This is a genomic window from Pedobacter gandavensis (genome assembly GCF_032677645.1).
Classification (GTDB): domain Bacteria; phylum Bacteroidota; class Bacteroidia; order Sphingobacteriales; family Sphingobacteriaceae; genus Pedobacter; species Pedobacter gandavensis_A.
Window position 1 is genome coordinate 236,866 of record NZ_JAVTSB010000011.1, and the last position, 14,892, is coordinate 251,757.

Genomic DNA, 14,892 nt, shown 5'->3' on the forward strand with positions numbered 1-14,892 from the left:
GGATCTTTGTATGCGCTATATATGATCTGGCTTGACCATGGTAAATGGCAAAAGTTGAAATCGATTTTGTTTGGATTGTTTGTTTGCATACCAGCTGCTGGTTTAGTGATTTTCTTGCATAATTTATTTGTTGATAGTCAGTTGTTTGGACACGAACTTAAGGTAGATGGAGTCGTGACAGAGTTGTATGTGAGACACAGTAAGAATAGACAAACGCCCTATGCTGTGTTTTCTTATCCGGCTAATGGTAAAATCTGGACCCAGCATATAGTTAATAAAGAGCATGCCCTGATGGTCGGTGATACGCTGACCGTAGTATGTTCTGAGCTGGATCCAGAGATTTTTGTCAGGATAAATTAAAAAACTATTTTAATAAGGGGCTTTTTCTATTTTTGTGTTCCTTGCTAATGAATATGGAAATAAAAAATTTAGAAAATCTGGATCTTGAAAAGTTGGTTGCGGTAATCAATTTATCATTTTCGGATTATATCGTGCCATTACAGCTGACCCTGGATCAATTGAAGTCTAAAATTGCTGCAGAAGATATTAAGCTTCAATTATCTATTGGTGTTTTTGATGCCGATCAGATGGTTGCTGTGATGTTACATGGATTAAGGGATACTCCTAATGGATTAACTGTTTACAATGGTGCTACAGGGGTAATTCCAGATTACCGGGGTAAAGGTTTAGTGCGGAAAATGTATGATCATCTGCTGCCTGAATTGAAGAAGCTAAAAGTACAGCAGATGGTGCTGGAAGTGATCACCGGAAACCATCCTGCCATAAAGGCCTATGAGAAAATGGGCTATACTGTGGCCAGAACGCTGAATTGCTATTCAGGGAAAATTCAGGTTAAGGAGCCTAACCAGATCGCTTCTCTGAAAGAAATGGACAGCTTTAAATGGCCGGAGTTCATCGCTTTTTGGGATACGCTTCCATCCTGGCAAAATGATATTCAATCCCTGGAAAATAGCAAAGCACATGGTCGGATTATAGGGGCTTATCTCGATGATTTATTGGTAGGTTATGCCATATTTAATCCAACATCAAGAAAAGTAAATCAATTTGCCGTTGCCCCGGCTTATCGGGGTAAAGGAGTTGGTAGTCAGTTATTTTCTTATATTTATAAGGTTGTTGAACAACAGGAAGTCTATGTTTATAATGTAGATGATACGGCTGTTTCTGCCACCGTGTTTTTAGAAGGACTTGGGCTTTGTAAAAAAACAACACAGTTTGAAATGAGTAGAATGGTCTGATGTAATTATAATTTAATCTGAAACGCTCTTATGGCAAATTACAGTTCACCGGGTGTTTACATCGTGGAAGAAAATGCTTTCCCTAATTCTGCAGTGGCAGTTGAAACCGCTATCCCTGCTTTTATCGGCTATACTTTCAAAGCGGAAAGAGCTGGTAAATCCCTGATCCGTATCCCTACTAAGATTAATTCATTCGCCGAATATATTGAAAGTTTCGGTGGCGCATTTAAGCCTTCGTTTTTAGTACAGAAAAAGGATTCAGCGGGTAGTTCAGATCATATCACTAACCTGAAATCAGTTCAGGAATTTAAGCTTGGTACTCAGGATTACACCTTGTGTTATGAGGAGGATCATGAACTCTATTTTTACAATAGCATTCGATTATTTTATGCAAATGGTGGTAGTTCTTGTGTGATTTTGTCTATTGGTACTTATGGCGATCCTGGAGATAATAGTGGAAAGACTCAAGGCATAAAGGTTTCCGACAGGGATTTTAAACCCAGCGATGAACTACCGGAAAGTCCTTTTGACCTCCTTAAAAATGAACCGTTACCGACCCTGATCGTGATACCTGATATCATTGTACTGGGAAAGGCTGCCTATGATATTTATCAGCAAGTACTTATTCATTGTTCAGCGATGCAAAGCTGTTTTGTTGTATTTGATTTAAGGAATCACAGCGCTAATGAAAACCCTGATGCGGTGCTTGAGGAGTTCAGAACAAGCATTGGTACTAATTTTCTGAATTATGGAGCAGCCTATTATCCATGGCTAAATACTGTAATTGTTGATGCTGATGAATTGACTTTTGAAAATCTCCCGGAAAGTCTGAGTACTTTTCTAGAAGCAGAGCTGGCGGAAATTTTCGTTAATTATCAAAACGAGAAAACTAAACTTGAAGCACAGCTTGTTTCGTTTAGACAAGATAAAAAAGACTATGATCAGACTAAGCTAGCCATTTTTAACCTTAATAAAACACACCATCTGGCCTTAAAATCTTCCAGCCCATTTTATCGTATGCTCTTAAATCAGGCAAGAGATCTTTTCAATAAGATGCCGGCATGTGGTGCTATGGTTGGTTTATATACGATGGTAGACAATACAAGGGGAGTATGGAAAGCTCCGGCTAATTACTCACTGAATAGCGTGAAGACACCTACTGTAAAAATTTCCAGCGAAGCCCAGCAGTGTTTTAATATAGATATTTATACCGGAAAATCGATCAATGTGATCCTTCCATTCGAAGGGATTGGTACCTTAGTTTGGGGAGCTAGAACTTTAGATGGAAACAGCCAGGACTGGAGGTATATCAATGTGAGAAGAACCTTGATTATGATAGAACAGTCAATAAAGGCTGCGCTGAGGGCATATGTTTTTGAACCGAATAATGCCAATACCTGGTTGACGGTAAAGTCGATGGTGAACACCTTTCTCACTAATCTCTGGAAACAAGGTGCTCTGGCAGGGGCAAACCCGGAACAAGCTTTTGATGTTCAGATTGGACTTGGCTCTACCATGACTCCAACGGATATTTTAGATGGTAAAATGCTCATTACATTAAAAGTAGCGATCGTAAGACCAGCTGAGTTTATCGTTGTTACCTTCCAGCAACAGCTGCAACAGTCCTAATTTGAACAGCGATTTATAATTTTCGTCAGCTATATCATGCGTTTTGCTGAAGTTAACAATCACATAACTCCACATTAACTATAAGCTTATTTCTTCCTGCTAGGTTTACCACCGTTAGATTCAGGAAGATTATGAAAGAATTAAGTGAATTATCAGACCATCAGCTGTTGAAATCTTGTTGCAATGGAAATGATAAAGCTTTTGACTTCATCTTTCAGCGATATTTTAAACCGCTTTACTCGCTCTCTTTAAAATATGTGCGTGATCCGGAAGTTGCCGAAGAATTGGTGATGGACCTGATGATGTGGGTATGGGAAAAGCGACACCTGGATTTTTGTCCGGATGGGAACTTAAAAGCCTACCTCTTTCGCGCGATACGCAACAGCGTGATCAGCTTCTTCCGTAAAAAGACCTTAGCTACTCAGCCATTGGAAGGTTATCATGAAGAAACCATGCCTGATTCCAGACATGCTGACCACAACCAGATCTATACCGAAATTGAAGCCTGCTTCCAGGAAAAACTTAATGAATTGAGTCCACAGCGACGCAAGGTATATGAAATGAGCAGGGAAGAAGATCTGACCTATCCACAGATCGCGCATCAGCTGAACCTTTCCGCCAATACCGTGAAAAGTCATATGAGCTATTCTTTGAACCACCTGCGTAAAAGTTTACATGAATACCTGAACGTAAATTTATTTTTTTAAACCCATTCACCCTATCCCTCATTTTCTGCGCTATACCTATTGAAGGAGCCAGGATATGCAACACCCCATAGATAAAAAACTACTAAAAAAATACCTGAAGGATACTTGTACTTCCAGCGAGCTGGAATTGGTACGTGGGTATTTAGAGAGACCAGGTACCCTGGAAATTTTACAGGAACTGATCGATGAGGAATCTGAAGCAGAATGGGAGCGCGCAACTAAGGCACCTGTCGTATACGATGCGCAGCTCAGCAGCTGGCAATCGAAATTTGAACAGCGTAAACCGGCTACATCAGGTAATCAGCCAAAAATTGTAAAAGGCTTTTTCGGAAGGAATAACTTTCTAAAATATGCTGCAGTGTGGAGCACGATCATTCTGGGTATTGGGATCTATACCTTTAACAACGTTAAGGATAAGGCGCTTACAGAAGCCGAAACCGTTCAGTTGTCCATAAAAACATTTACTACGGTAAAAGGACAGCGGGCAACGATCACCTTAACCGATGGAACCATCGTTTACATGGGGGCAGAGAGCAGCCTGGAATATCCGGAACAGTTTAAAGATTCCATCCGGGGCGTATCCTTAAAGGGAGAAGCCTTTTTCGAAGTAGCAAAGAACCCTGCACAGCCTTTCATTATACAAACAAAAAACATCCGCACCCGGGTTTTGGGAACTTCCTTTAAAGTGAATGCCATTTCGGGAAGACCATTCAGGGTGCAGGTGGCTACGGGAAAAGTAAGGGTAGACCGGATCAATAACGGCCGGAAAGAACAACTCGCAGTATTAACCCCCGGACAGCAGCTCAGTTTAAAAACCTTAAATGACCAGGCTGTTTCCAGCGATGTGAAGGTTGCAGATATCCAGGGATGGAAGAATTCAAGGCTGGTTTTCAATAGTCAGACTATTGAGGAAATCGCAGCACAGCTGGAACGGGCCTATGATGTAAGCTTTAGCTTCAAATCTCCCGAAAAAGCAAAAACAGTGGTCACCGTTACCCTTCAGGACAATATTCCTCTAAACGAAACCCTTCGGGTTTTAAGTGCCGGTGCACATTTCAAATATCAGATACAAGGTAAAAACATCATCATTAAATAAGGAAAGGCGGTTATGACAGATTAGCTACTAAACAAAACGTTCCCAATGGCCCTGGAAGGCTAGAGGGAACGCTTCATTAAATTCTTCCTGCCTTATTAGTTTTCGAAGACACAGAGGCAGGATGAAATGAAAGCCGGGAAACCGGCTGATACACCTATTATTAGCCCGGAGGGCATTTTAACACGTATAACATTCAAATATATGCAAAAAGGATCAATAGCTAATCCTTCACTTTTGGAGGAACCCGGTGGTTCCAGATTTTTAAGAATAATTTATTTGCTGATGAGATGTTCATTTGTCCTGTTGTTTACTAAGCTGACCATGGTAGGCATGCTGTATGCCAACACGGTAACCGGCCAGGATCTGAACCGCAAGGTAGATCTGAAGCTGGAAGGAATAGGCGTTAAAGAAAGTCTGCTTCTTATTGAAGCCCGGACTGGCGTTAAGTTTCTGCTTCCACAGAAGGTGCTGGACATTAGTACAAAAAAAGTAAACCTGAATACAAATGACATGACCGTTGCGGAAGCCATCAAAAATGTGCTTTCCAATTCTGGTCTAAGGTATAAAGTGGTGGCACATTATGTGGTGATTGAAGCGATCCCCGTTGAGCAAAGGATCAGGGGTAGAGTAACCGATGCTGCAAACAAAGAAAGTTTACCCGGAGTATCTATCCAGATCAAAGGCCAGCAGCGCGGAACTTCCACTGATGTAGATGGTAATTTTAGCCTGAGCCTTACGGATATGGAAGTGACGCTGGTATTCAGCTATATGGGCTACCATACCAGAACTGTTAAAATTGATAAAAACAGCGCTAACCTGAATATAGCCATGACTGCTTCCAGCAATGCCTTGAATGAGGTAACGGTACAGGCAAGAAGGAAAGCGAATACAGAAGTTGCCGTATTGGACGAAAGAAAGAAATCTTCGGTGATACAGGATGCGATTTCTTCTCAATTGATTGAACGTACCGGAAGTATTACCACTACGCAAGCTTTACAACGCGTATCGGGCGTAACAGTAACTGATGATAAATATGTAGCCATCCGTGGTTTGGGTGACAGGAGTGTGATCGGGCAGCTAAATGGCGTTCGACTGGCTTCTTCAGATCCGGACCGCAGTACTATTCCTTTAGATTTAGTACCCGCGTCTTTATTAGACAACATTACCATTTATAAAACAGTGACCCCGGATAAACCTGCCGACGCAGCTGCAGGTATTGTAGAGTTGAAAACCAAATCTGTTCCTGAAAAGGAGACCTTTGAAATTATCGCGCAAAGCGGATTGAATTCAAATGTAGGTTTAAATGGTCAATACAATAGCTTCTGGAACAGTGAGATGGGAACCTTCGGTGGAAAGATCAAAGACAAAAACCTAAGCACTGATTTTAAGAACCTGGCGAAGCAGTATCCTGATGGATTGGGATCTATTCAAAGCATGATTGCGAACAGTAATTATAGTCCAAACGCTTATCAGGAAGTCAATCGCATCAATAGCATCATGCAGTCTTTTGATCCGGTTATGACTACCCAATATAAAAAAGCGCCCTTAAATCAGTTGTATTCTGCAACTTATGGAAATAGCTTCGATGTGTTTAAAAAGCACAAAATAGGCTTGATCCTTGGCGGGAATTACTACCGGCGCATCACCGATATTTCGGGGGGAGATTTAACCCAATACAGTATCTATCAAGGTGTCGTAACTGGTAACCCCGATGTATATAGTCCCCGGAATATCCCAAACTACATCACGCCCAACAGTCTATACATGGGTAAATACCAGACCTATAAAGAAAACACAGGCATAGAAACGCTCAATTACGGTACGCTGGCAGGTTTAACTTACCGTTTTAACAGTCGTAACGAAATCAGCATGCAGTATCTGGGCAGTTGGGGAGGAGAAAGCAAGGCAACAAATCTGTACGGCCGTTATGAATATACCGGCTTACCCGGCGATGTATATACCACTACTTATTCGCTAAAACAGACTTTTCGTAACCTGAATACTTTCAATTTACAGGGAGAGCATAAATTTCTGGACACAGAAATGTCGCCTCGTTTAAGCTATAATGTGGCCAGCTCGAGGTCTAAGCAAAACGATCCGGATTTCCGTTTCGCCAGTTTAGTAGACTATATGCCAAGAGGCGGCGGCTGGTACTCGAGACCAGGGATTGGCGCCGGAAGTACTTCTGAAGGGCTTACCTATACGAAACATCTTTACGCTTTAACCTCCGGTTATGTGAATGGATTTGGTCCTTATGGCATCATGCAGGCAGAACCAAACGGACGTAGATGGCGTAACCTGGATGAGAAAAATTACAACTATAAAGCAGATCTGAGTATTCCTTTTAAATTGTTCGGACAAACCCAGCAGTTTAAAACAGGGGTAAATTACCTGTTCCGCGACCGCACTTTCACCGAGAACCAGTTGTTCTTGCCAGGTTCTAACTTCACTACTTATAAGTCTATCCCACTGTACGATGTGGAGGGCGACCTGAATCGATTAGTAAGTAACCAGGTGATCGGAGTGAAGCTGCCTTCAGCCAATCAGGGCGAAGGCATGATGCCTGTCGGTGGTTTCCTATACAATACCCAGAAGTCTCCAAACAACTATACCGGCTATTTTGAAACCAATGCCCTGTATGGGATGGTAGATCTGAAAATCACTGAAAAGCTACGTGTTGCAGGGGGTGTGCGTTTTGAAACTACTAATATCGGATCGAAAGTAGATACCGCCGGCGTATTCTTAGATCCTTCATTAACTGCCGGAGGTGCCAACGGTGGACGGATTCCCTTGAATCCAATCAACCCTAATTCCGTATACAAGACTGGTTTTAAACCTTATTACTCGGTAAACGCCACTTACACCCTGAACGATAACATGAATTTCCGGACCGCTTACAATACCACTTTGGCCAGACCAGAGTTAAGGGAAATCACCAATGTGTTTGAGTTCGATGCTTTCCAGATGGGATTGGTGGTTGGTAATCCAAACCTGAAAAACCAATCTACGCAAAATCTGGATTTCCGCTGGGAATGGTTCCCGGAAAAAGGAGAAGTACTGGCGGTTTCAGCCTTTGGTAAACGTATCGAAAACCAATTGGTAAAGGTATTTAGTCTGCAAACCGCAGGTTTAGCAGCCACTTACCCGGAGTTTCCAACCATCCAGTTTCAGAACGATCCGAACGTAGGTAGGGTATGGGGATTGGAGTTAGAGGTCGTGAAAAGCCTTGGTTCTTTATATGATCCCTTGAAAAACTTCTACTTCGGCTCTAACTTATTACTGGCACAGAGTGACATCAAAAAAACACCGGAGCGTTATGAAGCCATCCGTTCCCTGGATCGTTATACGCCAAAAAACTCTCCGCTTTTTGAACAGGCACCGTATTCTATCAACCTTTGGTTAAACTATGAAAATCCAAAATCGGGTACTGATTTAACCATGACTTTTAACATGGTCGGAGAGCGTTTGGTGCAGATCAACCTGACCGGCGAACCTGATTTGTACACCCAACCAGTACCAGTATTGGATTTTGTGTTCAGTCAGCGCATCACTAAAAGCGTAAAATTTAAAGGATATGCCAAGAACATCCTGAATCCGGCTATAAAAACTGTTTACGCAAATCCTCAGACTGGTGGTAAATGGTACGGTAACGAATACATCAACCGCAGTTTTACCCGTGGTGCAGAAATTATGCTGGGCTTTACCTATAACCTTCTTAAATAATGAATAAGCTAAAATATAAATTCCTCCCCCTGTTTTTCCTGGTCGCATTGTTCTTATTTCAGGCTTGTAAAAAGGATAAGCTGAATTTTGAAGCAGACAACCGTGTGTTAACGGAGAACCGCGCCAATTCTACGGCCAGGGTGATCAATCTTTCGCTTTATAATCAGGTGATCGCCAATGGCGATAGTCTGACCAGTTTTATCACCCCAAGCCCGGTTGTTGGACAACCGGTTAAATTACCGGGAACCCCGTATTTCCCTGTCAACGGGTATTTGAGCAAGACCTGGTACATCCCGCAAAACCTTTTTAATGCGCAGGAAGTCGTCAAGCTGGACTTCATGACCAGATCTTATCAAGCCTCCTTAGGGAATGATATCAAAACCGAGATCAAAAATGATTACAACAACCCAACGGATTATTTCCTGATGCCAACCTTTGCAATGGAAGGGCAGCCGGACGTAGTTCCGGTGAAACGAGGGGTTTCGGCACCCTCAAAACCGGATCATTTTAAAATCAGGATCGTCAACCTTGCCGGTAAAATTAAAAACCCCGCCTTCAACAGCAGCGGCCGCCAGGAAGATTTAACGGGTCGCGTTTCTCTGGCTTATTCGGATGGCACTTTAGTGAATACGCAAACCAGTAACATGAATTCAGTTAATCTCGCTTCTGAGTATGTAGAGTTGCCTTATGGCACGTACCAGTTTAAAGTGTTGATGGAAGATGGCCGACAAATGCCTGCCCTTGGTACGGAATTGAATCCATACACGATCCTGGATCCGCCAACTTCTACGATTCCAAAGGACATGATGAACTCAACCGCTTTAACGTATGCGCCGATTCAAACCTATCAACCTGGAGGTATTTACACGATTTTAATCGCGCCACAGCGTTTTAATTACCTGATCAATGAGAATTCGGAGACTGCTGATACGTATCAGAATTCATTTCAAATACTCAATGACAATACTGCTGCGGTTAATAATACCTATTTCAGGGTCCAGGGTGTTAATGCCTTGAACACCGAAAAAGTAAGTTTTAGAGTGGATGGTAAAACCATTGCAACTGATCTTGGTTTTGGCGCTGCTGGTGCCTATAGCAATTTCATTCAGGGCACACATACCATTGAAGCTGTAGCTGCCTCAGGTAAGGTTATTGCTACGGGATCACAGGTACTTCGTCCTGCGCAAAATTATACCGCCTGGCTATCTCCGGATGCTGCGGGGAGTCCTAAATTATTAATAGTAGCCAACGATTTGAGTGGAGCAACTTATACCGGTGGCCCTGCGCAGGAAGATGCTACATATGCCAGAAATCAGTACCGCTATTTCTTCTTTAAAAGGTTTTTAAACCTTTCAACGGGCAATCCATACCTCACGTTTACACTGAATAACGGCCAGTCTATTGCCACTGGCGAGGATAATCCCAATGCTGGCGTCAACCTTCAGCCGGGAGTGCCTTTGTTTGAACGTCCTTATGTGAGTAGTAGTTATGCGCAAAGCCCATATGAAATAATGGCTTACCGCTCTAAGCCTAACGTGGTTCCCGGTATTTGGGCAAGTGATATAGAGGTGCTTAAAAGCGATGATTTTATCGCCAATAAAGACCTGTACCTGCGGCCGGGAAGAGCATTGCCGGTACATGAACCCGGGATTTATACGGTCAGCTTAATCGGGCAGTCGGGCACAGGAAGCGTAGCAGCCACCAAAGCAAAAATGATCATTGTCAAACATAACAAATAATGAAAGCAGCAAAAAACCTCAGGACTCCGCTGATGATCGCCTTTTACGCTATAAAAAAATATAATCTGATGAAAAAGAATTGGCTATTTCAAATGAACAAAACATTTCTCTGGCTGCTAGCCTGTAACTTTCTGCTATTGGCTTCGGGTTGTGTAAAAGTCGAATATAGTAAAATTAAAGAACCTGCCTACCTGCGCGTATTCAACAACCTGAACTATGTGCAAACGCTGGGTAGCAAGGACAATAAAGTGCCGTTTTTCTGTATGTTCATCAACCCGGTAGTCGATGCCAGCGGCATGCCGGTAAGCGCAGAAATTGTAGGTGATTTTCTGGATCAGCGGGATGCATATGCACCGCCATATCCTTCACATATCGGAAACAGTACTTCGATCAACAATCCGGAGTATCCCGGAAAAGAAAATGTATTGGTAGGTCCGATTCTAAACGGATTTGATTTGAGCAGCTGGGCACAGGTGCCTTCAGGAAAAGTACGCATCATGTTTGCCTACCGACCTAAAAATACCGTGCCTTTCTTCCAATTGGAAAACCACCTTAAAAAGGACATTCTGATTGATACCACCATCAATTTAACCAATCAGGAAGTTTATACCCTGCATCTGTTACAGAAGGATTTTGTGAGTAAAAAGACAGGTGTGCTATTGCGTCAGGAGATCTTCCATAAACTTCCGCTGTCCGACTCACTGGCCTATGTGAATTTCTATAACATGAGCGCAAAAGGGTATTGGCAGGCCGATAAGTCGCTTAAAGAAGACAATTTCTTGCTGGCAAGTTTCCAGTGGGGAATGAAGGACGACATGAACGTTTATCTCTCGCTTTTCGAAGATCAGCAAGTATTGAGTACGCAAGCGCCTACCGTACCGGGTTATAAAGGGAAATACTTCGCCAATGTGAAGCTAAATACCGAAAGTCCGGCGGTTAGCCCTTATTCTAGCTTCCCGATCTGGGCCAGTAAATCAGCCAATGGCATCAGCACCAACATTTGGCAGCGCTTCGACTTTTTTGTGCCGGGAATGGACATTGCTAATAATCCATTCTATAGTGGCTCTACCGATAATGGTGGGAACTGGGTTTCTGTGAATTGCCTGCGAAACGGTAAAATCAGAATGGAGAGCAATGATAACGCTGCGATATTGCCTAACCTATTGGTCAACATCCACTCTGGAGTCAACAATCCTGCCACATTCGCTACCGTAAACACCATTGAAATAGTAAACGGAAAGGTTTATTTAACCACCGTTCAAAGGAAATATGCACCGCCAATTTATTAAGAATATGACTTTCATAGAAAAAAGAAAATATAGAAGTAAAACGCTGATGATACTGGCGATAGGAATGCAAATCTTATTGCTGGCATCCTGTAAGCATGAGGATTTAACGGTTGCTGTACCGAATGAGAACATCCGTCCGGCAGGTGATTTTGTGAAGAACAACTATGAAATGCGCCTGTTTTATGCCGCGCTTGTAAAAACAGGATTTGCAGATCAGCTGAATGGAGCAGGGCCTTTTACGGTATTGGTACCTACCGATGAAGCATTCAACAGGATGGGGGTTTATAACCCTTCGGATTTTGATAAAATGAACCTGGATAGCTTAAAAAAGGTGATTGGATATCATTTGATACCTCGTAAATTGAAAGTAAGCGACATTCCAAACAATGGCATTGATGTGCGTTATGCCACTTTATCTGACGCGAATCTGTACGTTTCCAGGGCATCTACCAACCCAAATGGCGGGGAAGAAAATGAATTGTATTTCTCTGGATCTGAGGTGATCAGACAAGATGTGGTACTGGCCAATGGTAACCTGCATGTGCTGGATAACGTTATGAAACCTAATTTCAAAAAAACCGTACAAGCCTGGCTGGCTGGACATCCGGATTACAGCGTGTTTGTGAGCGGTTTAAAGAAGTTCAACTTATGGGATCAACTGGCAGGAACATCAGAATTTACTGTTTTTGCACCCAATAATGAAGCCCTTAAAAATGTAGGGATCACTGCTGCTTCCTTAAATGAAATGGATGCCAGCAAATATCAGGGGGACTTGCTTTTTGGGGTTTACCTCTTATACGACAGGCACTTTTTTGTGTCCGATACTCAGGTATTCTCCAGGATCAATTCGAATGGCGCCTTTAATTATTACCTAAAGAACAGCAGCTATTACATGACCTTCGGAGGCGGAAAACTATATCCCACCTTTAAGCTCGGTTATGGATTAAACTTACGTCAAGACGGACCAACGGGTAATCTGATCAACTCAGCGACCAGCGACATCGTCGCGAAAAATGACAATTTATGTAGCAATGGGCTTGTTCATCACCTGGCCGATGCAATGGTAACACCAGATCAAGCGATAAAAAAATAAAACATCATGATGAATATGAGAAATTTAAGGTCAGTTATTTTATGCTCAGGTCTGCTGCTTTTTGCCGCCTGTACCAAGAGCGAATTTCTACCTGACCCGGCAGGAAGCCAGGTTCCTTTTCAACCTGAAGCCACACAGACCGTAGAAGAATTGTTAGCGGCATCTCCCGCAAAACTATACTATAGTGCCTGGCAAAAAAGTAACCTCAAAACGATCCTGAAAGCCAGGAGCAGCAAAGTAGTGTATACGGTTTTCGCCCCAAATGATGCGGCGATGCAGGCTGCGGGTTTAAGCGCTGCTGCAATCGCTCAGATGCCGGTAGCAGAGCTGGATAGTTTAATGATGTTTTATACGACTCTTGGCATAGTATCGCAGACAGAATTGAAACAGCGGGTCGACAATTTTGTAGTGAAAACCTTGCTGCAGAAACCGGGTCTTTACCTTCCTTATTATGAAAATACAGGGGAAGGAGTAAATCGCTATGACCTTTATTACTATAAAAACTATGTCGGTATCAAAGGAGAATCTTTGCTGATCAATGGCAAAAACTCCGGTAAACTGAACTATGCTCCAGCGGTCGACGGTGGATTGTATGTCCTGGAAAAGGCCATAGAAAAACCAACCAAAACCATATTGGAAGCTTTAAAAGCGGATGGCAGATTTACGATATTTCTGGAGTCCCAGCGCCTGGCCGATGAAAGTTATATCGAGACCATGATCAATTATATGGAACCGCTTTTCGGCTATAGACCTGAGCCGGAAGAAGTGCTGCCTTACATCAGTAACAGAAAGCTGTATTCCGTTGGATGGGGCATTAATGAACCGATTTATCAAGGGTATATCGGGCCAAATATCACGATATCGACCTTGTTTGCACCAACAGATGAAGCTTTTCAGCAAGCAGGATTTCAAACGCTTGCCGATGTGATGAAATTCAATGAGCGCAGTGCAGGTACCATTTACTTTGATGAGAACTTGTTTACTGGAGTGGGTGGTTATCCGATGGATACGGTTTACAACTTTCACCGCGACTGGGGAAGGATGTTCCAGCCTGCAACAACTGGTGGTGATAAAGCGATCGCCAATAATACGGTGTTCTACGGCAATGTACTCCATGCTGGACTGAACGATTACATGGTGAATGCAGGGGGAAATCCACCGGCAGAATTTGCCTATAAAATGCCAATCGAATTTTCATCAGTAAACAACAGCATCCAGATGAAGGCAAAAGGCTCCGCATATCCGGCAGCAACGGTGATTGATACTGACATCAATACCTTAAATGGACCTATCCATGTGGTGGATCGCCTGATTTTTCCTAAAGGATTTAAATTAAACTAAACATGGCAAATTTATATAAAAAGAACGCCTTACTTTCTTTAATGCTGCTGACCATATTGGGCACATCATGCAGTAAAGATGATCAGGAAAAGAACGAATACGATAACAATAAGATCAACCTGGTGATTGCCGATAACTTTAACCTCTCTGCATTTAGCGCTGCCTTAAAACGTAGTGGATTAGATAAGTCCTTACAGGAAGGTTCGGGTCCTTATACGGCATTGGTGCCTTCGGATGCCGCTTTTTCCGCTGCGGGGTATTCAGGAGCGGTAGGTGTCATGACGGCCAATCCGACCATCATTTCGCGGATTGCGAACTACCATACCCTGGACGGAAAGTATGAGCTCAACAAGCTCCCTTTCCTGTTTAATCAGGAGTTGCGTTCCCGGGGAGGTAAGCTGTATGCCACACACTGGATCAAAGGGCAGGATACCATCCTGACCCTGAATGGTTCCCGGGTAATCTCGCAGAATATTCCGGCTTCCAATGGATTGATTCAGGTGGTTAACCGGGTACTGACGCCATACTTACATGATTTATTGGGTGATGCGATCGCTGCAGAAGCCAACACCACACTTTTTACCCAGGCTTTAAGAAGTTCGGGTCTTTTAGCAACGATTAATGAAGCAGGTCCATTCACCATTTTCGCACCTGATAATACCGCCATGCAGGCCATGGGGTATCACAGTATCGAACAAATCAGCCATACTGATCAGGCCCTGCTGAAGCGTTTCGTAAACTATCATATTTTGAAAGACAGGCGCTTCATCTACGATTATATTTTAAGCAGCGGACCTTCTAATGCAAGTCTGCAAACGATGCTGGACGGTAATTCGGTAACGATGACCCTGGTGCCGGATGAAAGTGTCGTTGGAAGTTTTAAAGGAATTACCCTGAAAGGAATCGGAAATACCAGTCAGGTAAAACTGCTTAAACAAGACATTCTTTCTGGAAATGGTGTATTACATATTATTGATGGCGCTTTGCGAATCACCCAATAAAGGCTTCGTAACACAATT

At 42.9% G+C, this 14,892-nt stretch carries 11 protein-coding genes; all 11 read left to right on the plus strand.

The genetic code is table 11. The features are described from left to right. Positions 1–21: 21 nt before the first annotated feature. The 11 genes from R2Q66_RS18925 to R2Q66_RS18975 all read left to right on the plus strand — a co-directional run bounded on the left by R2Q66_RS18925 (position 22) and on the right by R2Q66_RS18975 (position 14,874). Positions 22–360, plus strand: coding sequence for a hypothetical protein (locus tag R2Q66_RS18925; RefSeq protein ID WP_316751957.1), 339 nt, complete (start codon positions 22–24; stop codon positions 358–360). A gap of 53 nt (positions 361–413) precedes the next feature. Next, positions 414–1,256 (plus strand): GNAT family N-acetyltransferase, encoded by an 843-nt coding sequence (locus tag R2Q66_RS18930; RefSeq protein ID WP_316751959.1) that lies wholly within the window; start codon positions 414–416, stop codon positions 1,254–1,256. Between the two features lie 30 nt (positions 1,257–1,286). Continuing rightward, positions 1,287–2,885, plus strand: coding sequence for a phage tail sheath family protein (locus R2Q66_RS18935; protein ID WP_316751962.1), 1,599 nt, complete (start codon positions 1,287–1,289; stop codon positions 2,883–2,885). A 131-nt stretch (positions 2,886–3,016) separates the two neighbouring features. Next, positions 3,017–3,592, plus strand: coding sequence for an RNA polymerase sigma-70 factor (locus R2Q66_RS18940; protein WP_316751964.1), 576 nt, complete (start codon positions 3,017–3,019; stop codon positions 3,590–3,592). A 55-nt stretch (positions 3,593–3,647) separates the two neighbouring features. Beyond that, on the plus strand, positions 3,648–4,688 hold the full coding sequence (locus R2Q66_RS18945) for a FecR family protein (protein WP_316751966.1): 1,041 nt from the start codon (positions 3,648–3,650) through the stop codon (positions 4,686–4,688). Positions 4,689–4,970: 282 nt separating this feature from the next. Beyond that, complete coding sequence (locus R2Q66_RS18950) at positions 4,971–8,411, plus strand: TonB-dependent receptor (protein WP_316751968.1); 3,441 nt, start codon at positions 4,971–4,973, stop codon at positions 8,409–8,411. Further along, positions 8,411–10,150 carry a DUF4397 domain-containing protein gene (locus R2Q66_RS18955; protein ID WP_316751971.1) on the plus strand — a complete coding sequence of 580 codons (1,740 nt, stop codon included), beginning with the start codon at positions 8,411–8,413 and terminating at the stop codon, positions 10,148–10,150. The genes R2Q66_RS18950 and R2Q66_RS18955 overlap by 1 nt, the downstream gene beginning before the upstream one ends. Next, a complete protein-coding gene (locus tag R2Q66_RS18960; protein WP_316751973.1) occupies positions 10,150–11,439 on the plus strand; it encodes a hypothetical protein in 1,290 nt (429 codons plus the stop codon). Before R2Q66_RS18955 ends, R2Q66_RS18960 begins: the two co-directional genes overlap by 1 nt. A 4-nt stretch (positions 11,440–11,443) precedes the next feature. Beyond that, positions 11,444–12,532 (plus strand): fasciclin domain-containing protein, encoded by a 1,089-nt coding sequence (locus R2Q66_RS18965; protein WP_316751976.1) that lies wholly within the window; start codon positions 11,444–11,446, stop codon positions 12,530–12,532. A gap of 15 nt (positions 12,533–12,547) precedes the next feature. Beyond that, positions 12,548–13,873 carry a hypothetical protein gene (locus tag R2Q66_RS18970; RefSeq protein WP_316751978.1) on the plus strand — a complete coding sequence of 442 codons (1,326 nt, stop codon included), beginning with the start codon at positions 12,548–12,550 and terminating at the stop codon, positions 13,871–13,873. A gap of 2 nt (positions 13,874–13,875) precedes the next feature. Continuing rightward, positions 13,876–14,874: a fasciclin domain-containing protein gene (locus tag R2Q66_RS18975; protein WP_316751981.1), complete on the plus strand. Its 999-nt coding sequence runs from the start codon at positions 13,876–13,878 to the stop codon at positions 14,872–14,874. The last annotated feature ends 18 nt before the right edge of the window (positions 14,875–14,892 follow it).